This is a genomic window from Micromonospora lupini str. Lupac 08 (genome assembly GCF_000297395.2).
Taxonomy (GTDB): domain Bacteria; phylum Actinomycetota; class Actinomycetes; order Mycobacteriales; family Micromonosporaceae; genus Micromonospora; species Micromonospora lupini.
Map to the genome: position 1 here is coordinate 2,500,228 of NZ_HF570108.1, position 19,228 is coordinate 2,519,455.

At 72.5% G+C, this 19,228-nt stretch carries 17 protein-coding genes; 12 read left to right on the forward strand and 5 right to left on the reverse strand.

Annotation, left to right across the window (positions count from 1 at the left end; genetic code table 11):
- Positions 1 to 17 precede the first annotated feature (17 nt).
- A complete protein-coding gene (gene thrS, locus MILUP08_RS12605) occupies positions 18 to 2,027 on the forward strand; it encodes a threonine--tRNA ligase (protein WP_007458144.1) in 2,010 nt (669 codons plus the stop codon).
- Positions 2,028 to 2,184: 157 nt separating this feature from the next.
- On the opposite strand, the gene MILUP08_RS12610 is transcribed toward thrS, so the two are convergent.
- Positions 2,185 to 2,913 carry a D-Ala-D-Ala carboxypeptidase family metallohydrolase gene (locus MILUP08_RS12610; RefSeq protein WP_007458147.1) on the reverse strand — a complete coding sequence of 243 codons (729 nt, stop codon included), beginning with the start codon at positions 2,911 to 2,913 and terminating at the stop codon, positions 2,185 to 2,187.
- 176 nt (positions 2,914 to 3,089) lie between these two features.
- Here MILUP08_RS12610 and MILUP08_RS12615 point away from each other — a divergent pair, with 176 nt between their 5' ends.
- Complete coding sequence (locus tag MILUP08_RS12615) at positions 3,090 to 3,602, forward strand: HIT family protein (RefSeq protein ID WP_193376620.1); 513 nt, start codon at positions 3,090 to 3,092, stop codon at positions 3,600 to 3,602.
- A 45-nt stretch (positions 3,603 to 3,647) separates the two neighbouring features.
- Here MILUP08_RS12615 and MILUP08_RS12620 read toward each other — a convergent pair whose 3' ends face one another.
- Positions 3,648 to 4,130 carry a hypothetical protein gene (locus MILUP08_RS12620; protein ID WP_202805212.1) on the reverse strand — a complete coding sequence of 161 codons (483 nt, stop codon included), beginning with the start codon at positions 4,128 to 4,130 and terminating at the stop codon, positions 3,648 to 3,650.
- Positions 4,131 to 4,227: 97 nt separating this feature from the next.
- Here MILUP08_RS12620 and MILUP08_RS12625 point away from each other — a divergent pair, with 97 nt between their 5' ends.
- Complete coding sequence (locus MILUP08_RS12625; protein ID WP_007458155.1) at positions 4,228 to 5,286, forward strand: aldo/keto reductase; 1,059 nt, start codon at positions 4,228 to 4,230, stop codon at positions 5,284 to 5,286.
- A 296-nt stretch (positions 5,287 to 5,582) separates the two neighbouring features.
- Here the strand turns inward: MILUP08_RS12625 and MILUP08_RS12630 are convergent, their stop codons facing one another.
- Positions 5,583 to 7,739 (reverse strand): elongation factor G-like protein EF-G2, encoded by a 2,157-nt coding sequence (locus MILUP08_RS12630; RefSeq protein WP_007458157.1) that lies wholly within the window; start codon positions 7,737 to 7,739, stop codon positions 5,583 to 5,585.
- 249 nt (positions 7,740 to 7,988) lie between these two features.
- Between MILUP08_RS12630 and pgsA the strand changes: the two genes are divergently transcribed.
- The 8 genes from pgsA (at position 7,989) to MILUP08_RS12670 (ending at position 14,931) form a co-directional block, all read left to right on the forward strand.
- On the forward strand, positions 7,989 to 8,618 hold the full coding sequence (pgsA, locus tag MILUP08_RS12635; RefSeq protein ID WP_007458161.1) for a phosphatidylinositol phosphate synthase: 630 nt from the start codon (positions 7,989 to 7,991) through the stop codon (positions 8,616 to 8,618).
- A 46-nt stretch (positions 8,619 to 8,664) separates the two neighbouring features.
- Positions 8,665 to 9,594: a phosphatidylinositol mannoside acyltransferase gene (locus MILUP08_RS12640; RefSeq protein ID WP_039907859.1), complete on the forward strand. Its 930-nt coding sequence runs from the start codon at positions 8,665 to 8,667 to the stop codon at positions 9,592 to 9,594.
- Positions 9,595 to 9,610: 16 nt separating this feature from the next.
- Complete coding sequence (locus MILUP08_RS12645; RefSeq protein WP_007458165.1) at positions 9,611 to 10,771, forward strand: glycosyltransferase family 4 protein; 1,161 nt, start codon at positions 9,611 to 9,613, stop codon at positions 10,769 to 10,771.
- Between the two features lie 82 nt (positions 10,772 to 10,853).
- On the forward strand, positions 10,854 to 11,357 hold the full coding sequence (locus MILUP08_RS12650) for a hypothetical protein (protein ID WP_007458168.1): 504 nt from the start codon (positions 10,854 to 10,856) through the stop codon (positions 11,355 to 11,357).
- A gap of 204 nt (positions 11,358 to 11,561) precedes the next feature.
- Positions 11,562 to 12,479, forward strand: a complete 918-nt coding sequence (gene pdxS / locus MILUP08_RS12655) for a pyridoxal 5'-phosphate synthase lyase subunit PdxS (protein WP_007458171.1) — start codon at positions 11,562 to 11,564, stop codon at positions 12,477 to 12,479.
- Positions 12,480 to 12,511: 32 nt separating this feature from the next.
- A complete protein-coding gene (gene pdxT / locus MILUP08_RS12660; protein ID WP_007458173.1) occupies positions 12,512 to 13,114 on the forward strand; it encodes a pyridoxal 5'-phosphate synthase glutaminase subunit PdxT in 603 nt (200 codons plus the stop codon).
- Positions 13,115 to 13,373: 259 nt separating this feature from the next.
- On the forward strand, positions 13,374 to 14,126 hold the full coding sequence (locus MILUP08_RS12665; RefSeq protein WP_007458175.1) for a YebC/PmpR family DNA-binding transcriptional regulator: 753 nt from the start codon (positions 13,374 to 13,376) through the stop codon (positions 14,124 to 14,126).
- Between the two features lie 187 nt (positions 14,127 to 14,313).
- A complete protein-coding gene (locus tag MILUP08_RS12670; protein ID WP_007458177.1) occupies positions 14,314 to 14,931 on the forward strand; it encodes a ribonuclease FAU-1 family protein in 618 nt (205 codons plus the stop codon).
- Between the two features lie 162 nt (positions 14,932 to 15,093).
- Here MILUP08_RS12670 and MILUP08_RS12675 read toward each other — a convergent pair whose 3' ends face one another.
- Positions 15,094 to 16,107, reverse strand: coding sequence for an RICIN domain-containing protein (locus MILUP08_RS12675; protein ID WP_039905893.1), 1,014 nt, complete (start codon positions 16,105 to 16,107; stop codon positions 15,094 to 15,096).
- 243 nt (positions 16,108 to 16,350) lie between these two features.
- Here MILUP08_RS12675 and MILUP08_RS33755 point away from each other — a divergent pair, with 243 nt between their 5' ends.
- Complete coding sequence (locus MILUP08_RS33755; RefSeq protein ID WP_007458180.1) at positions 16,351 to 17,358, forward strand: peptidoglycan-binding protein; 1,008 nt, start codon at positions 16,351 to 16,353, stop codon at positions 17,356 to 17,358.
- A 65-nt stretch (positions 17,359 to 17,423) separates the two neighbouring features.
- Here MILUP08_RS33755 and MILUP08_RS12690 read toward each other — a convergent pair whose 3' ends face one another.
- Positions 17,424 to 19,220 carry a carbohydrate binding domain-containing protein gene (locus MILUP08_RS12690; RefSeq protein WP_007458182.1) on the reverse strand — a complete coding sequence of 599 codons (1,797 nt, stop codon included), beginning with the start codon at positions 19,218 to 19,220 and terminating at the stop codon, positions 17,424 to 17,426.
- Between the last annotated feature and the right edge of the window lie 8 nt (positions 19,221 to 19,228).

The following is a 19,228-nucleotide window of genomic DNA, read 5'->3' on the forward strand; positions in this document are numbered from 1 at the left end:
TGCTTGGAGGAGTCACCGTGTCCGCACCCCGTACCCCCGCCGTGGCCGACCCTGTCGTCGTCGCCGCCGGGACGACGGCGGCCGACGCGGTGGCCGCGGCCGGACTGCCCGCGAACGGCCCCAAGGCGATCGTCGTGGTCCGCGACCCGCAGGGTCAGCTGCGCGACCTGGACTGGTCGCCGGCCGAGGAGACGACCGTGGAGCCGGTCAGCCTGGACTCGCCGGACGGGCTCAACGTGCTGCGCCACTCCACCGCGCACGTGCTCGCGCAGGCTGTGCAGGACGTCTTCCCCGAGGCCAAGCTGGGCATCGGCCCGCCCATCGAGAACGGCTTCTACTACGACTTCGACGTCGCCAAGCCGTTCCAGCCCGATGACCTCAGCAAGATCGAGAAGCGCATGCAGGAGATCGTCAAGAGCGGGCAGCGGTTCCGTCGTCGCCGCTTCGGCAGCCTGGACGAGGCGCGCGCCGAGCTGGCCGACGAGCCGTTCAAGCTGGAGCTGATCGAGGTCAAGGGCGAGGGCCTGGACACCGACGAGGTGATGGAGGTCGGCGGCGGCGAGCTGACCATCTACGACAACCTCGACGCCAAGGAGGACAAGGTCTGCTGGTCGGACCTGTGCCGGGGCCCGCACCTGCCGACCACCCGACTGATCGGCGCGTTCAAGCTGATGCGCTCCGCCGCCGCGTACTGGCGCGGGTCGGAGAAGAACCCCCAACTGCAGCGGGTGTACGGCACCGCGTGGCCGACCCGCGACGAGCTCAAGGCGTACCTGAAGCTGTTGGAGGAGGCCGCCCGGCGCGACCACCGCAAGCTCGGCGCGGACCTGGACCTGTTCAGCTTCCCCGACGAGATCGGCTCCGGCCTCGCGGTCTTCCACCCCAAGGGCGGCATCATCCGCCGGGAGATGGAGCACTACTCGCGGCGGCGGCACGAGGAGGCGGGGTACGAGTTCGTCAACACCCCGCACATCACCAAGGCGCAGCTGTTCCAGACCTCCGGTCACCTGCCGTACTACGCGGACACCATGTTCCCGCCCATGCAGTTGGAGGGCGCGGACTACTACCTCAAGGCCATGAACTGCCCGATGCACAACCTGATCTTCAGGGCGCGCGGGCGGTCGTACCGGGAGCTGCCGCTGCGGATGTTCGAGTTCGGCACGGTCTACCGGTACGAGAAGTCCGGCGTGGTGCACGGCCTGACCCGGGTCCGCGGCCTCACCCAGGACGACTCGCACATCTACTGCACCCGCGAGCAGATGGCCGGCGAGCTGACCACGCTGCTCAGCTTCGTGCTGGACCTGCTGCGCGACTACGGGCTGGACGACTTCTACCTGGAGCTGTCGACCCGGGACGACTCGCCAAAGTTCATCGGCGCGGACGAGGACTGGGCGGAGGCGACCGAGGCGCTGCGGACCGCCGCCGAGACCTCCGGCCTGGACCTGGTGCCCGACCCGGGCGGCGCGGCGTTCTACGGGCCGAAGATCTCCGTGCAGGCGCGGGACGCGATCGGCCGGACCTGGCAGTTGTCCACCCTTCAGGTCGACTTCAACCAGCCGGAGCGGTTCGGTCTGGAGTACCAGGCAGCCGACGGCAGCCGGCAGCGGCCCGTCATGATCCACCGGGCGCTGTTCGGGTCGATCGAACGGTTCTTCGGGGTGCTCACCGAGCACTACGCGGGCGCGTTCCCGGCCTGGCTGGCACCGGTGCAGGTGGTCGGCATCCCGATCCGCGAGGACCACACCGACTACCTGCACGGCTTCCTCGCGGCGCTGCGCGCCGAGGGCATCCGGGCCCAGGTGGACGCGGGTGACGACCGGATGCAGAAGAAGATCCGTACCGCCCAGCAGCAGAAGATCCCGTTCATGGTGATCGCCGGTGACGACGACGTGGCCGCCGGCACGGTCTCCTTCCGCTACCGCGACGGCTCCCAGCGCAACGGGGTGCCGATCGCCGAGGCGGTCACCCACGTCCTCGACGTGGTCAGCTCACGGACCAACATCGGCCCCTCCGCCGCCGCCGAGTAGCGCGACCGCCGCACGGCCCGCGAGCCGCTCGCGTGCCGCATGATCGCACTCGATCCAGGACGTAGTGGCCTCCCCGGCGCGGGAGGCCACTACGTCCATGTTCGAGCCCTGATCATCCCCGGCCCGGGTGGCGCCCGGAGGCGGGCGACGGCCGGTGTCAGATGCCGCAGGTGGGCGCGGACCAGCCGCCGACAGCCGCCACGTGGGTGTGGTCGTTGTGGTCCGGGTAGCCGGGGCCGAGGATCTGGCCGAAGCCGTGGCTGCGGGCCTGCTGGGCCAGCCGGCACAGCGACGGTGAGCCGACCAGGTCCACCGCGTCGCCGTACAGGTGCCGGCTGTTCGACGCCCCGCCGACCGCGCTGTTGCAGGCGTAGCTGCGGAAGCTGCTGCTGATCGCGATGGGCACGTCGCCGAGGGCGTGCCGCAGCGCCTGGAGCTTCCACATCGAGACGAGCGCGTTGGCGCGGGCGGTGCTCGCCGCGACCGCTCCGCCGGCCCAGGTGCTGTTGCAGTTGTTCAGCTCCGCGTAGCTGAAGTTGACGGGTGTGCAGTCGTCGTCCTGGAGGGCGTACAGCCGGTTGAAGGTCTGCGGGCCGGCGACGCCGTCCGCGCCCAGTCCGTACGCCTGCTGGAAGCGGATCACCGCGGACCGGGTCGCCGGGCCGTAGGCCCCGTCGATGGTGAGCACGGCGCCGTAGCCGGGGTAGCCGGCGACGCGGATCTGGAGTTGCCGGACGTCCTCGCCGGACATCCCCTGGGAGAGGGTGCGACCCCAGGTGTAGCAGCCGTCGGCGTGTGCCGCGCTGGCGGTGAGGGTGACCCCGGTCACCGTGGTGGCGGCGGCCAGCGCGAGCGCCGCGATGACCCTGCCGAGCCGTCGGATCATGAAGCTCTCCATTCATTGATTCAAGTGCCTGAATGCATGGAAGTTTCATGTCTGGGTGTTAATCCGTCAACAACTTGCAGCAAGGAGTTTCCCGGTGACGGGTGTCGCGGCCCGCCCGCACGGCTCCGTAGGATCGGCTCGTGACAGGGGCGGAGCGGCACACGGACAGCGACGGCATGGCGGACGGCCTGGAACGGCTCTGGACGCCGCACCGGATGACCTACATCTCCGGCGAGGACCGCCCGGCCGAGGGCTACGAGAAACCGACCGGCTGCCCGTTCTGTCTGGCCCCCGGGCTCCCGCCGGAGGAGAGCCTGGTGGTGGCCCGCGGCGAGCACGTCTTCGTGGTGCTCAACCTCTACCCGTACAACCCGGGGCACCTGCTGGTCTGTCCGTACCGGCACGTCGCCGACTACACCGACCTCGACGAGCCGGAGACCGCCGAGCTCGCCTCGTACACCCAGGCGGCGATGCGGGTGGTCCGCACGGTGAGCAACGCGCACGGCTTCAACCTGGGCATGAACCAGGGCGGGGTGGCCGGCGCCGGCATCGCCGCCCACCTGCACCAGCACGTGGTGCCGCGCTGGGGTGGCGACGCGAACTTCATGCCGGTGATCGGCCGCACCAAGGTGCTGCCGCAACTGCTCGGCGACACCCGCGACCTGCTCGCCCGCGCCTGGCCGTCCTGACCCGCCGGGCCTGACCCCGCCGGCGCGAGGACCGCGCCGGTCCGGCTAGTCGGCGCGCAGCAGGTCGGCCAGCTCCGACCAGCTCTCCACGCGGTGTACGAGCGGCAGCAGCGCGGCGTGCGCGGCGACCTCCGCCGGGCGGGGCCGGAACAGGTAGCGGTGCGGCACCGAGTCGAGGTAGCCGAGCACCTCCAGCCTGTCGTCCACGAAGTGGGTCAGGCCGAGCCGCTGGGCGATCGGCGCCTTGGCCGGCCGCGTCCGGCAGAAGTGCACCCGGTCGACGGGGATCCCGGTGCGGACGGTGAAATCGTGGTGGGCCAGCCACTCCCGGGTCCGCCGCTCGGTGGACTCGCCGCACTTGGAGACGAGGTGGACCTCGTCGAACGCCGGCCCGAGCGCCGCGAGCGCGTCGAACGCCCCGTCGACCATGGGGGTGCGCAGGTAGTGCGCGCCGAAGAACGACGTGTCGGCGTCGTCGTCGGCCGGTTCGATGAGCACACCGCCGATGTCCACGCCCAGCCGTCGCATGGCGTCGATCATGCCGTACGGCGTCGGGGCGCGCGTACCGCGAATCCGCGTCCGGAGTTGCTACGCCCCGGCCCGGGGAAGGTGGCACGATCGGCCGATGGCAGTGACGACACGGGTGTTGGGGCGCAGCGGCATCGAGGTCAGCGCCCTCGGCATGGGGTGCTGGGCGATCGCCGGCCCCTGGGCGGAGGGCAGTCAGCCGCTGGGCTGGGGCGCGGTCGACGACGACGAGTCGGTTCGCGCGGTACGCCGGGCGCTGGAGGAGGGCATCACCCTCTTCGACACCGCCGACACGTACGGCGCGGGGCACGGCGAGCGGGTGCTGGGGCGGGCGCTCGTCGGCCGCCGGGACGAGGCCGTGATCGCCACCAAGTGGGGTTACACGTTCGACGAGGCGACCCGGCAGGCGACCGGGGAGGACGCGTCACCGGCGTACCTGCGGCGGGCCGTGACGGCGTCGCTGCGCCGGCTGGGCACCGACCGGATCGACCTCTATCAGCTGCACCTGGCCGACCTGCCGGTGCCCCGCGCGGAGGCGCTTGTCGGCGTCTGCGAGGACCTGGTCGCCGAGGGCCTGATCCGGGCGTACGGGTGGAGCACCGACCGCCCGGACCGGGCCGCCGTCTTCGGGCACGCCGCCTCCGGCGCCACCGCCGTGCAGCACGCCCTGTCGGTGCTGCGCGACGCCCCCGAGGTGCTCGCCGTCTGCGACAAGTACGACCTGGCCAGCGTCAACCAGGGGCCGCTCGGGATGGGCCTGCTCACCGGCAAGTACACGGCCGCCTCGACGTTGCCCCGCGACGACGTACGCGGGTTGGCGCCGGGCTGGCTGGAGTGGTTCCGCGGAGGCCGTCCCGCGCCGGAGTGGCTGCGCCGGGTCGCTGCGGTCCGCGCCGCGCTGACCGCCGACGGCCGTACCCTCGCCCAGGGCGCGCTGGGCTGGATCTGGGCGCGCAGCGGGCGCACCATCCCGATCCCCGGCTGCCGTACGGTCGCCCAGGTCGAGGAGAACGCCGCCGCGCTGCGTTGGGGCCCGCTGGCGCCGGACCAGTTCGTCGAGGTGGAACGCCAGCTCGCCGCCCTGCGCACCGCCGCGCTACGCGACGCCGACCGCCCACACTGGCCGCGTCCCACCCACCCCACCACCCACCCCTGACGACCGCCCTCCATGATCGGCCCGTCTGGGCCGATCATGGAGGTGTGGTGCCCTCAGTCGGGCTCAGGTGACAGAGAGCGCGAGATCGCCGGGGCGGGGGTCGTCGATCAGGCACGCTGGGGACTCGGGACCGGCCGGGGCAGTTGTGCGTCCTTTGCTCTCCTTCAACGGGCGCACCAAGTCCGTGCCGTTTTCGTTGCGTCGGTTGAAGCAGAGCAAAGGGCGTGCACCAGGTGCCGGCCGGGAACTGCGCGCAGGCACGGCGCGCGGGGACGGCGCGCCGGCCCGGCGTGGAGTCAGGGGGTGTGTTCCTTGCGAGCCTGGTCGGCCAGGTGGGCGGGCATGGGGTCGTGGCGGACGAAGTGGCGGCGGAAGGTGCCGATGCCAGCCGTCATCGAGCGCAGCTCGACGGCGTAGCGCAGCAACTCGGTCGCCGGCACCTCGGCGCGCACCAGGGTGCGGCCCTCGGTGTCCTCGTCGGGTTCGGTGCCGAGCACCCGGCCGCGCCGGCTGGACAGGTCGCCCATCACCGCGCCCACCGAGCCGTCCGGCACCCGGACGGTCACCTCGTCGATCGGTTCCAGCAGCGCCGGCTGGCCGCGCTCGGCGGCGTCGCGCAGCGCCAGCGCGCCGGCGGTCTGGAAGGCCGCGTCGGAGGAGTCGACGCTGTGCGCCTTGCCGTCGACGAGGGTGACCCGCAGGTCCACCACCGGGTGACCGGCGACGAGGCCGCGTTCCAGCTGGGCGCGGACGCCCTTCTCCACGGACGGGATGTAGTTGTGCGGCACCGCGCCGCCGACGATCCGGTCGACGAACTCGAAACCGGCGCCGCGGGGCAGCGGCTCCACCTCGATGTCGCAGACCGCGTACTGACCGTGGCCGCCGGACTGCTTGACGTGCCGGCCGTGCCCGGATGCCGGCACGGTGAGCGTCTCGCGCAGCGACACCTTGACCGGTTCGGTGTCCAGCTCGACGCCTCCGGCGCGCAGCCGGTCCAGCACGACGTCGGCGTGCGCCTCGCCCATGCACCAGAGCACCAGCTGGTGGGTCTCCGGGTTGCGCTCCAACCGCAGGGTGGGGTCGCCGGCGACGAGTCGGGCGAGGTTGCGGGCCAGCGCGTCCTCGTCGGCGCGGCTGCGGGCGACGATCGCCACCGGCAGCAGCGGCTCCGGCATCTCCCACGGCGCGATCAGCAGCGGGTCGTCCTTGGCCGAGACGGTGTCGCCGGTCTCCGCGCTGCCCGACTTGGTGATCGCGCAGATGTCGCCGGCCACGCACTGCGACACCTCGCGCAGGGTGGCGCCCAGCGGGGTGTAGATGTGCCCGACCCGCTCGTCGGCGTCATGGTCGGGATGCCCGCGCTCGGCCATGCCGTGTCCGCAGATGTGCACGGTCTGGTCCGGGCGCAGCGTGCCGGAGAAGACCCGGACCAGCGAGACCCGACCGACGTGGCGGTCGACGGTGGTCTTGACGACCTCGGCCACCAGCGGGCCGTCCGGGTCGCAGGTAAGCGGCGGGCGGGGCGAGCCGTCCACGCCGGTGACGGCCGGGAGATCGTGCTCCAGCGGAGACGGGAACGCGGCGGTCAGCACCTCCAGCAGCACGTCCAGCCCGACGCCGGTCTCGGCGCAGACCGGCACGACGGGGTAGAAGTGGCCCCGGGCGACGGCCTTCTCCAGGTCGTCGATGAGCACCTCGTCGCTGATCTCCTCGCCGTCGAGGTAGCGGTCCATGAGGGTCTCGTCCTCGCTCTCGGCGATGATCCCCTCGATCAGCTCGTCGCGGGACTCGTCGATGGCCCGCTGGTGCTCCGGGTCCGGGTCGCGGACGTCGGCGGGGAGCCCGGCGGAGTAGTCGAAGACCCGTCGGGTGATCAGCCCGAGCAGGCCCTCGGTGGAGACACCGTCGTCGCCGAGCATCGGTAGGTACAGGGGCATCACGTTGTCGCCGAAGAGGCGCTGGCAGAGCGCCACCGTCTCGTCGACGTCGGCGCGGGGCTGGTCCAGTCGGGCCACCGCGACGGCACGGGGCAGGTCGACCGCCGCGCACTCCTCCCACAGCGCCACCGTGGCGGCGTCCATCCCGCCGGCCGCCGAGACGACGAACAGCGCGGCGTCGGCGGCCCGCAGACCGGCCCGCAGCTCGCCGACGAAGTCGGCGTACCCGGGGGTGTCCAGCAGATTGACCTTGATGCCGTTGTGCAGCAGCGGCGCGCAGGACAGGCTGACCGAGCGCTGCTGGCGTACGGCCGCGGGGTCGTGGTCGCCGACTGTGGTGCCGTCGGTGACGTTGCCGGCCCGGCCGATCGTGCCGGTGGCCGCGAGCAGGGCCTCGACAAGTGTCGTCTTGCCCGCTCCGGAGTGCCCGACGAGCACCACGTTGCGAATCCGCGCGGGTTCGGTCACCACAGGGGTGCCGCCGGTGGAACCCTTCTCCTGACTTTTCTGCGCCATGGGGCGCACCTCCCTCAGCCGGTGGTGGGTGGCGACTGCCGCGCGACGGGAAGCGGCCCGGGGCGAGTGCGCGGCAGTATCCTCCGGTGGTCTGCTGCACAACGGGAACGGGACGGGCGGGCGGGTGAGCTGGCTCACCCTCCGGCTCGATCTCACACCCGTTGTCGGGTAGGCACAAGCCTCTCCCGGGCGGGTCGGAGGGGCGGCCGTATCGGCGGACCTGGGCGGACCGTTATCGTGGGGACCGCCATGGCGAAGATCTTCCAAGTGTCGGCCCGCGCGGGGATGACCCGCGTCGTCGAGCCGATTGCCCGTGCCCTCCTGCGCGCGGGCGTCACTCCCAATGCCGTCACCGTCGCGGGCACCGTTGGTGTGCTCGTCGGCGCGCTCGGCTTCGGTGCGCGCGGCCACCTGGTCGCGGGCGCGTTGATCGTGACCTTTTTCGCGCTCACCGACCTGCTCGACGGGACGATGGCCCGGATGAGCGGCGGCTCCACCAGGTTCGGCGCGTTCCTCGACTCGAGCATGGATCGGGTCGCCGACAGCGCCGTCTTCGGCGCGGTCGCGTACTGGCTGGCCACCCGGGGTGATCACTCCGGGGTGGCGGCCGCGCTCGTCTGCCTGGCCGCCGGCAGCCTGGTCTCCTACGTGAAGGCGCGCGCCGAGGGGCTCGGCATGACCTGCAACGTGGGCATCGCCGAGCGCACCGAGCGGCTGCTGATCGTCGGGGTCGGCGGGATCCTCACGGGCGTCGGCGTGCGGCCGGCGCTGGAGATTGCGCTCTGGCTGCTCGCCGCCATCTCGATCTTCACGGTGGGGCAGCGGATGGCGCACGTCTACCGCCAGGCCCAGCAGCTCCAGCCGGACGGTCAGGCGTGACTGGCGCGTCGCCGGCCGGGTGCCGGACGACCGGCGGCCGGGCCGCGTGAACCTCACCGAGCTTGGCTACGTCGCCGGCTGGCGGGTGGTCCGTGCGCTACCCCGGCCGCTGGTGGCCGCGGCTTTCCAGGCGGGCGCGGACCGCGCCCACCGACGCCCCGGCGGGAGTACGGCCCGACTGCGCGCGAACCTGCGCCGGGTGGTCGGCCCGGAGCTGCCCGAGGCCGAGCTGGACGATCTCGTCAAGCGCGGCCTGCGCTCGTACGCCCGGTACTGGATGGAGGCGTTCCGGCTGCCCGCGTTGAGCCGGACGCAGGTCCTGGCCGGCTTCCGACTCGACGGCGCCGAGCTGCTCGCCGCCGACGTCGCCGCCGGTAGGGGCGCCGTGGTGGCGCTGCCGCACGCCGGCAACTGGGACGCTGCGGGCGCCTGGGTGGCGGCCAACGGCTGGCCGATCACCACTGTCGCCGAGCGGCTCGCCTCAGAGGGCCTGTACAAGCGTTTCATGGCCTTCCGGGAGGCCCTGGGGATGGAGATCCTGCCGACCCGTGGCGGGCCGCGTCCGGCGTTCGACGTGCTGCTGGACCGGCTGCGTGCCGGTGCGGTGGTGCCGTTGCTTGCCGACCGGGACCTCTCCGCCCGGGGGGTGGAGGTCGACTTCTTCGGCGGGAAGACCCGCATGCCCGCCGGGCCGGCGCTGCTCGCGCTGCACACCGGAGCGCCGCTGTACGTGGCCTCGATGTGGTACGAGAAGGACACGGCGTGCGCCTCGCTCACCGGCCCGCTTCCGGTGCCGGGGCCCGAGACGGGACCTCTGGACCAGCGGGCCCGGTCGCTGACCCAGCTGATCGCCGACGGTCTGGCGGCGGGTATCGCCCGACATCCGGAAGACTGGCACATGTTGCAGCGGATGTGGCTGGACCAGCGTGGCGCGGGGGGCGCGGAGTTGTCGGCACCGGCCCCGGGCCGGTCCTGAAGGGGGTGGCTGACGCGTGCGGATCGGCATCGTCTGCCCGTACTCCTTCGACGTCCCCGGCGGGGTGCAGAACCACGTCATGGACCTCGCGGAGGCGCTGATCACCCTCGGGCACGAGGTGAGCGTGCTCGCGCCGGCCGACGAGGACTCTCCGCTGCCGGCGTACGTGGTGTCCGCCGGCCGGGCGGTGCCGCTGCCGTACAACGGGTCGGTGGCCCGGATCGCGTTCGGTCCGGTCTCCACGGCCCGGGTCCGGCGCTGGCTCACCAACGGTGACTTCGACGTGCTGCACGTGCACGAGCCGCTGACGTTGAGCCTGTCGCTGCTGGCGGTGCTCTCCGCGCGCGGGCCGGTGGTGGCCACGTTCCACACGGCGATGACCCGTTCGCGGGTGCTGGCCGCCGCGCAGGGCGTGCTGCAGATCGTGCTGGAGCGGATCACCGCCCGCATCGCGGTGAGCGCGCTGGCCCGCAAGGTGCAGGTCGAGCACATGGACGGCGGCGCGGTGGAGATCCCCAACGGGGTGGCCGTGGCGAAGTTCGCCGACGCCGAGCCGTTGCCGGACTGGCCGGGGGAGTGCGGGCCGGGCACCGGCGGCACGCTGGGCTTCCTGGGGCGCTTCACGGAGGCGCGCAAGGGCTTCCCGGTGCTGCGGGACGCCTTCGTGGCGCTGGCGGCGACCCGCCCGGGGTTGCGGCTGCTGGTCGCCGGCCCGGGCGACCCGGACGACCTGTACGACCAGTTCCCGGCCGCGCTGCGGGAGCGGGTGACGTTCCTCGGGCTGGTCACCGAGGCGGACAAGGCCCGGATGCTGCGCAGCGTGCACCTGTACGTGGCGCCGAACACCGGCGGCGAGTCGTTCGGGATGATCCTCACCGAGGCGCTGGCCGCCGGAACCACTGTCGTGGCGAGTGACCTGGACGCGTTCCGCCGGGTGCTCGACGGGGGGCGGGCGGGGCGGCTGTTCCCGACCGGGGACCCGGTGGGTCTGCGCGACGCCCTGTCCGAGCTGCTCGACGATCCGGCCGGGCGGGCCACGCTGAGCGCCTGCGGCGATCAGGTGGTGGCGAATTTCGACTGGCCGGTGGTTGCGCGGCGTGTACTGGAGGTATACGCAGCGGCGATCGAGGCGACCGACGGGCGGGTCATCGACCAGGAGTGGGTGGGGCTGGGCTGAGCCGGGGGACTGATGGTGCGGCTGGTGACGCCGGTGACCGGCGCGGGCGCGCGCAACGGAGGAGAAACGGAGCAGCACTACGATGCCGCACATGTGGTGGGTGGTGGCCGCGAGTGTGCTCGTGGGGGTGCTTGCGGCGTACCTCATCTGGACCGCCGGCCGGGTCGAGCGGCTGCAGGGCCGCGCGGAGCTGGCGGCGCGGGCCCTCGACGCCCACCTGCTGCGCCGGGCGGCGGCCGCCGCGGTCCTGGCGGAGCGGTGTTTCGGGGTCGAGCTGTACGCGGCGGCGAGGATCGCGCTGGACGCTCCGCCGCAGGAGCGGGAGGCGGCCGAGAACGACCTGACCCGGCAGTTGCGCTCGGTACGGCTGGACCCGGCCGATCCGGACTGCACGGCGGTCATCGCGGCGAGCCGCCGTCTCGCGTTGTCCCGGCAGGTGCACACCGACCTGGTTCGCGACGCCCGCTCGGCGCGTAGTCGTCCGCTGGTGCGGTTGTTGCGGATGGGGCGGGGCCGGGAGTGGCCGCGCTACTTCGACATCGACGACCCGACGCTCGTCGTGCCGGCGGACGTTCCGGCCGGCTGACGTGACCGGCGCGGGCTGACCGGCGTGGGCTGAGCGGCGTGGGCTGACCCCGGGCGTAGCCGGAGTGGGCCTGGCGGGCCGGCGCGGCGGTGAGCAGGGCCACAGTGCAGGCCACCGGGGGTCTGATTGGCTGTCGGCGCGGCGTTGAGAGGTGCGTAGCATTTTCGCTGCCACCCCCACCGCACGTCCAAGGAGCGATGACCCGTGTCCGAAAACACCGCCTCGACCACCGGCACCGCCCCCGTCGTCGGCACGGCCCGCGTGAAGCGGGGCATGGCCGAGATGCTCAAGGGCGGCGTGATCATGGACGTCGTCAACGCCGAACAGGCCAAGATCGCCGAGGACGCCGGCGCGGTCGCGGTGATGGCCCTGGAGCGGGTGCCCGCCGACATCCGCGCGCAGGGCGGGGTGTCCCGGATGAGCGATCCCGACATGATCGACGGGATCATCGAGGCGGTGTCCATCCCGGTGATGGCCAAGGCCCGTATCGGGCACTTCGTGGAGGCGCGGATCCTCCAGTCGCTGGGCGTGGACTACGTCGACGAGTCCGAGGTGCTGACCCCGGCCGACTACGCGAACCACATCGACAAGTGGGCCTTCACGGTGCCGTTCGTCTGTGGCGCGACGAACCTGGGTGAGGCGCTGCGCCGGATCACCGAGGGCGCGGCCATGATCCGCTCCAAGGGTGAAGCGGGCACCGGCGACGTCTCCAACGCCACCACCCACATGCGCAAGATCCGTCAGGAGATCGCCCGGCTGTCCTCGTTGCCTGCCGACGAGCTGTACGTCGCGGCCAAGGAGTTGCAGGCCCCGTACGACCTGGTCAAGGAGGTCGCCGAGAGTGGCAAGCTGCCGGTGGTGCTGTTCACCGCCGGCGGGATCGCCACTCCGGCCGACGCGGCGATGATGATGCAGCTCGGCGCGGAGGGCGTCTTCGTCGGCTCCGGCATCTTCAAGGCCGGCAACCCGGCTCAGCGGGCCGCCGCGATCGTCAAGGCCACCACCTTCCACGACGACCCGGACGTGCTGGCGAAGGTCTCCCGGGGTCTGGGTGAGGCGATGGTCGGCATCAACGTCGACGAGATCCCGCAGCCGCACCGCCTGGCCGAGCGCGGTTGGTGAGCCTTGATCGACTCAGGCGTGGTGGTGACGCGGTGACGGCACCTGTGATCGGTGTGCTCGCGCTCCAGGGCGACGTCCGGGAGCATGTGGCGGCGCTGGCCGCGGCGGGCGCGGACGCCCGCCCGGTCCGCCGCCCGAGCGAGCTGGACGCGGTCGACGGGCTGGTGATCCCGGGGGGCGAGTCCACCACCATCAGCAAGCTCGCCGACATCTTCGAGATGCGCGAGCCGATCGACAAGCGGATCGCCGACGGCATGCCGGTCTACGGCTCCTGCGCCGGCATGATCATGCTGGCCACCGAGGTGCTGGACGGCCGGCCCGACCAGCGCGGCTTCGCGGGCATCGAGATGACGGTACGGCGTAACGCCTTCGGCCGGCAGGTCGACTCGTTCGAGGCGCCGGTGGAGATCGCCGGTGTGCCGGGGGAGCCGTTCCACGCGGTGTTCATCCGCGCGCCGTGGGTCGAGCGCGTCGGCGCGGCCGTCCAGGTGATCGGAAAGGTGACCGGCGGTCCGGCCGCCGAACGGATCGTGGCGGTGCGGCAGGGCAACCTGCTGGCCACCTCGTTCCACCCCGAGCTGACGGGTGACCTGCGCGTACACGCGTACTTCGTGGAGCTGGTGCGGGCCGCCTGATCGGCGGACGCGGGCGGACGGGCATGGATCCCGGCCTCCGATCGTTGGTCCGGGGCGGGCTCTGCGCCGATTCGGCACCCCGGGCAGGTCCCGGGTGTGACATGGCGCGGTGTGACCTCGGTAAGATTGCCGCGGTTCGGCAGGGCCGTCGCCCGGCGCGGCACTTCCCGCGGGGCTGACCGGCCGCCGGATCGCCGGATGCGGCGCGGTATCGGTGCGGCAGTCGACGCAGGCGTGCAATGACAGACGGAGGTAGAAGATGTCCGGCCACTCAAAGTGGGCGACGACCAAGCACAAGAAGGCCGTCATCGACGCCAAGCGCGGCAAGATGTTCGCCAAGCTGATCAAGAACGTCGAGGTGGCCGCGCGCACCGGCGGCGGCGATCCGTCCGGTAACCCGACGCTTTTCGACGCCATCCAGAAGGCGAAGAAGAGCTCGGTTCCCAACGACAACATCGACCGCGCGGTCAAGCGGGGCTCCGGCCTGGAGGCCGGCGGCGCCGACTGGCAGACCATCATGTACGAGGGTTACGGCCCCAACGGCGTGGCGATGCTTATCGAGTGCCTCACCGACAACCGCAACCGGGCCGCGACCGAGGTGCGCACCGCGCTCACCCGCAACGGCGGCTCGCTGGCCGACGCCGGCTCGGTGTCGTACATGTTCTCCCGCAAGGGCGTGGTGATCGTGCCCAAGGAGGGCACCAGCGAGGACGACGTCATGATGGCGGTCCTCGACGCCGGCGCCGAGGAGGTCAACGACCTCGGTGAGGCGTACGAGGTGGTCTCCGAGCCGACCGACCTGATTCCGGTGCGGACCGCGCTGCAGGACGCCGGCATCGAGTACGAGTCGGCCGAGTCCTCCCTCGTGCCCAGCATGAACGTGCCGCTGGACGAAGAGGGCGCCCGCAAGATCTTCAAGCTGATCGACGTCCTGGAGGACTGCGACGACGTGCAGAACGTCTACGCGAACTTCGACGTCAGCGACGACGTGATGGCAGCCGTCGACGCCTGAGAGCCCGTGACCCGTCCGGCCCGCCAGGCGCGTGCCCTTGATCGACTCGATTTCGTGGAAGTCGGGGTGTCCGACGCGTGCGGACACCCCGCTTTCCGTGAAACGGAGTCGATCACGCGCGCCGTCGCCGAGGCGGTCGTGACCGGGCCGTACGCTTCCTCGGGGCGAACGAGGAGGTTCCGGAAAAATGGTGGAGCGCCGATTCGCGTCGGGTGACGTGGTCGTCCGGCGGGAGATCCTGCGGGGCGAGGTCTGGTTCGGCTGCCCGACGATCTGCGTCGAGGACTCGCCCGACCTGCTCGCCCTCTACCTCCCGCCGGGGGCGGAGTTCGGCTTCCCGACCGACGGCGAGTTCCCCTGTGGGCGGCACCCGTGGGAGACGGCCGGGCACCGGGCCTGGTCGGGGCACGGCAAGCTGATGCTGCACCGGCCGGGCGAGGCCCACTCGGTGGACGTGTTCTGGACGGGCCCGCAGCGTGACTTCGCCGGCTGGTACTTCAACCTGCAGGACCCGCTGCGGCGTACCCCTGTCGGGGTGGACACGCTCGACCACGAGCTGGACCTGTGGTGGGGCGCGGACGACGACCGGTACGTCTGGAAGGACGTCGAGATGTTCGCGCAGCGCCTCGTCGAGGGGCGCTACCCGGGCATGGCGGACGCGATCCGCGGCGAGGGTGACCGGATCGCCGCCCTGCTCGACGCGGGGCAGCGCTGGTGGGACCCGGCGTGGGCGCGGTGGCAACCCGATCCGGCCTGGCCGACGCCTCGACTGCCGGCCGGCTGGGCCGCGGTGCCCACCCGCTGACGACGAGCGGCGACCGTGCAGGCCGCGCCGGGCGGCCAGCGGGCGGTGGCATGCCGTGCCGGGCGGTGCGGGCCGTGCCGCGCGGGCAGCGGCGCGCGGGCCGTGGCGGTGCGGGCCGTGGCGGTGCGGGCCGTGGCGTGCGGGCCGTGGCGTGCGGCGGCGTCAGCCTTCCGGCACCGGATCGACGAGGAACTCCTGATCCGGTTGACCGGTGCACGGCTCGGCCGCCGCCTCGGCGGGCACCTCGCCGGCGTCGTCCCGGATGCCCACGCACAGGTCGCTGTCCGCCGGGCGGAGGCGGTACGCGTTCGGAACCGCACCAGTCGGTTCGAAGCGGAACAGTTGGGCCCCGGAGTCGGTGCTGCACTTGTCCCACGGCTCGATCAGGTAGCGACCGGGATCCTCCCGCCGGACGGTGAGGCAGCCCACCCCGTTGACCGGATGGTCCCACTTGACGAAGTAGAGGTCGTCGGTGACCGGCACCAGGTAGGTCTCCGGTGGGGTGGCGCCGGCGCAGGGCCGCTGCACCGCCACGGGATCGTCGTAGCCGCCGCTGCGGTCGCGCCCCTCGCTGATGCAGAGCTGCGGTGCGCGGGCGGGACGGATCCGGCTTCGGCCACTGGCCGGCGGCGTGCCGTTGCCGCCGGCCGAGGCGCTGGCACCCGGCGTGGCCGTCGAGGTGGCGGCCGGCTTCTCCGCCGTCCGTTGCTCATCGTCGTCGGGCCACAGGAACCAGGCGCCGAACGCGGCCAACACGGCGACGGCGAGTAGCGTCGCCAGCGGCGCGGGTCGTGCGAACCACCGGGACCGCGCCTCGTCGGGCCCGCCGGTCAACACGTCGCCCGCGCTCGCGCCCGACGGCGTCGGTGCGGTCGCCGGCGCAGCGGGCGCGGCGTACGCGCCGGCGGCGAGCCGGTCCCGTGCCCGCAGCCACTCGTCGACCTGGTCACCCGCCCCGCAGGCGCGCACGAACGCCGCCAGCACCTCGGGTCGTGGCAGGGTGGACCGGCGCAGGACGTCGGCGGCGGTGCTGCGGGCCAGCACGTCGCCGGCCGCGACGGCGTGCTGTTCCAGTTGCCGGAACGTCAGCCGGGACCGGTCCTTGAGGTGGCGCAGTAGGTCGACGAACTCGGCCGGGTCGGCCGCCTCGTCCGGTCGTAGGTCCCCCGTGGTCATCACCTGATTCTCCTGACCCCATGCGCCCCGGGGCAAGGCGCCGTGCGGCGTCTGTCCGAGATGGTCGGACAAGACCCGGACAGAAGGCCCTGAGCTGCTCGGACACCGCGAGCGCCGGACCAGGGCATTGTCTCCGGCGACCCGGTTATCTAGCGTTTTTCCCGATGGCCGTGCCGCTGACCGGCGTACCGGCCGAGGGGCTCCGGTCCGAGCCTGACCAGATCAACGACGCGGGGGGATCCGATGATTGACGCTGCCCGGGACCGGGTGCCGCAGGCGGCCACGGCGGGGGAGTTCGTGGTGGCACTTCGGGACGTACGGCGACGCTCCGGCCTGACGTACCGGGAGATCTCGCGCCGGGCCTCGGCGGCCGGGCACTGGCTGCCCCCGAGCACCCTCGCCACCATGCTGGGGCGCAACACCCTGCCCCGTGAGCGGACCGTCGTGGCGTTGCTCGCCGCCTGCGGCACTCCGGCAGCGGACATCGAGCGGTGGGTCGGTCTGCGCCGCGAGATCGATGCCCGGCTCAGCGAGCCGGCGCGCTGGGAGGACGAGCAGACACCACCCGCCTCGACGTCTGCCGAGCCGGACAGCACACATCGGACACCCGGTGACCCGCATCCGGTGAGCCGACCGGCACGTCGGCGGCTGCGGATGGGAGCGCTCGCCCTGGTGGGCGCGCTGACCGTCGGGGCGCTGCTGCCGCGTGGTGAGGCCGCGACGTCCGCGTCGGCCACCGCCTGCCCGCTCGTCCTCCGGCAGGGCATGTACGGCCCCTGTGTGCTGGATCTGCAGGAGCGTCTGGCCGCCAGCGGGTTGCGCGTACCCGTGGACGGCTGGTTCGGCCCGGACACCACCAGCCGGGTGATCGCCTTCCAGGCGATGGTCGGCCTGTCGGTGAGCGGCACGGTGGACCAGCCGGTCCTCGACGCCCTGTCGCGTGACCCGGTGCTGCCTGTCATGTGGCCGGAGAACCGCGTCAGCATCTCCCTGCGGGAGACCTTCGCCCAGGACCCGGCCGAGGCGGTGCGGGTTGCGCGGTGCCTGTCCGGGCTGGACCCGCTGCGGGTGGAGGTGATGACCGACGGGTCGCGCCGCTGGGGCCTGTTCCAGTTCAGCGACATGGAGTTGTCGCGGCGCGGCGTCGACAGTCGGACCGCCCTGGACGCGGGCTGGAACATCGCCGCGGCGCGGGACGTCTGGTCGCGTACCGGCGACTTCGGTCACTGGCACTGCCCGCCCGCACCCTGATCGGACGCCACTCCCCGCCCGGTCGGTAGACCGGGCGGGGAGCCCCCCTCAGGCCGGCGGACGACTCACGGTCGCAGCCGGGTGGCGAAGACGTACGCGCCGACGGAGTTGCCGGTGGCCATCCCGGCCTCCGCGTCGAAGCGGTAGTGCACGCCCAGGTAGATCCGGCTGAGCGCGTTCTCCCAGGCGGCCTCGTCGAAGCCGGTCATGCGTCGGACGACCCCCCGGGCGTGCGGGTCGTCGGTGGTGGCGTCGAAGGCGATGGCGTTGGTGCCGAAGAACGCCTTCATCACCGCCGCCCAGGCGCCGGCGAAGGTGGCGTGCCCGGAGATGTACGCGGGGAAGGCAGGTGAGAACGAGACGCCGGCCTCATCCTGCGACAGCGGCTGCCACCCGTTGCCGATGGCGGTCTCCGGCCGCCACAGGTCGATCTTCGTCAGGTACTTGGCGTCCCAGGCGGCGATCGCGGCGTCGGCGAGGGCCAGGGCGACGAGCCCGAACAGGCGAGCGTTGGCCAGGATGCCGAGTTTCCGCTGCTCCGACACGATCCGGGTGTGCGCGAAGAGTTGGCCCGGTGGCCGGTAGGTCACGGGCAGGTCGTTGGCCCAGAAGAACGCGATCTGCGTCTGTTCCGTGGTGCGCACCGACGACGTCCTGCCGCCCAGGGTGCGGACCTCCTCGACCTGCTCGCGGTACTCGTCGGTGGCGAGCAGGTCCGCGTAGTCGGACGCGCCGGCCGGCAGACCGGGTCGGAACTGGTCACCCGCCGTCAGCGCGAACGGGGTGACGCGCCCCCAGTTCGGGCTCACCGCGGGCTTTCCGTCGGTCGGCCGCCAGGAGCCGTCGACCCCGTCCAACGCGTACCCCCCGGGGGTGCTGGAGCCGTCGTTGGCGCGGGCCTGGAGGTTCGCGGCGGCGGCCGCGGCGCCGACCGTCTCGCCGCGCGCGACCTCAGCGCTGTTCACGCCGGACGGCCGCCGCGTGACGGCGGTGCCGTAGGCGCCCGCGAAAACCCCGCTCCGGCTCGGGTACAGGGTGGTCAGGACGTCGTACGCCGCCTTGTCGATGGCCGCGTGCAGCGACGGGGCCACGACGTCGTCCATGGTCCCCGGATAGCTGACCGGCACCCGCACCCGGTAGGGGTTGCCGACGCCGGTGACCGAGACGGCGGCGTCCTGCATCGCCGCGTGCAGGATGGCCGCGTGGCGGGAGAGCTCGGTCGGTGGTAGGTCCATCCCCTTGAACGCGCCCAGCAGGATGCCGTTCCAGTACAGGATCGGGTCGGTGGCCGGGTCGATGGCCAGCGGGGTGAGCGAGATGTTGTCCAACCGGATCGTCGACGCGGCGTGGTCGCCGAAGTGGAACAGCAGCACCGCCTTCGGGTCGCCGAACGGAGACGTGAAGTCGAAGGTGAAGCGGCGCATCGCGGAGGTGAGCGCGACGGACTGGTCGAAGGCCGAGGTGAAGGGCGTGTCCACCCGGGAGACCGAGACGCGTACGTCGCGACCGACGTCGGCGGAGGCGTCGAACACCAGGCGGTACGGCTGGCCGGCCGTCACCCCGAACTCGAAGTGACCGACCAGGTCCTCCCAGACGGGCTTGCCGACGGTCGAGCTGGTGCGGATGCGCAGTTGCCCGGAGTTGACCGTGGTGCTGGTGGAGGCGAGGCGGGTCCACCAGGGCGCGGTGCTGCCGTTGTCGAACGTGCCGTTGAGGATCAGGTTGCCCGCCGCGGCGTGGGCCGGCGCGGAGCGGACGAGGGTGGTGAGCGTGCTGGTGAGCACTACCGCCAGCACCACGCTGAGCAAGCGCCGGAGGTGCCGTGCGGTGCCGGAGCGCCGCGGGTCGATCGGTGGGGTCATGGAGAGCC

Coding starts and splice junctions, on each gene's coding strand:
- MILUP08_RS12610 (WP_007458147.1), bottom strand. CDS start 2,913: ATGATCCGACGGCTCGGCAGGGTCATCGCGGCGCTCGCGCTGGCCGCC.
- MILUP08_RS12615 (WP_193376620.1), top strand. CDS start 3,090: ATGGCGGACGGCCTGGAACGGCTCTGGACGCCGCACCGGATGACCTAC.
- MILUP08_RS12620 (WP_202805212.1), bottom strand. CDS start 4,130: ATGCGACGGCTGGGCGTGGACATCGGCGGTGTGCTCATCGAACCGGCC.
- MILUP08_RS12625 (WP_007458155.1), top strand. CDS start 4,228: ATGGCAGTGACGACACGGGTGTTGGGGCGCAGCGGCATCGAGGTCAGC.
- MILUP08_RS12630 (WP_007458157.1), bottom strand. CDS start 7,739: ATGGCGCAGAAAAGTCAGGAGAAGGGTTCCACCGGCGGCACCCCTGTG.
- pgsA (WP_007458161.1), top strand. CDS start 7,989: ATGGCGAAGATCTTCCAAGTGTCGGCCCGCGCGGGGATGACCCGCGTC.
- MILUP08_RS12650 (WP_007458168.1), top strand. CDS start 10,854: ATGCCGCACATGTGGTGGGTGGTGGCCGCGAGTGTGCTCGTGGGGGTG.
- MILUP08_RS12665 (WP_007458175.1), top strand. CDS start 13,374: ATGTCCGGCCACTCAAAGTGGGCGACGACCAAGCACAAGAAGGCCGTC.
- MILUP08_RS12670 (WP_007458177.1), top strand. CDS start 14,314: ATGGTGGAGCGCCGATTCGCGTCGGGTGACGTGGTCGTCCGGCGGGAG.
- MILUP08_RS12675 (WP_039905893.1), bottom strand. CDS start 16,107: ATGACCACGGGGGACCTACGACCGGACGAGGCGGCCGACCCGGCCGAG.
- MILUP08_RS33755 (WP_007458180.1), top strand. CDS start 16,351: ATGATTGACGCTGCCCGGGACCGGGTGCCGCAGGCGGCCACGGCGGGG.
- MILUP08_RS12690 (WP_007458182.1), bottom strand. CDS start 19,220: ATGACCCCACCGATCGACCCGCGGCGCTCCGGCACCGCACGGCACCTC.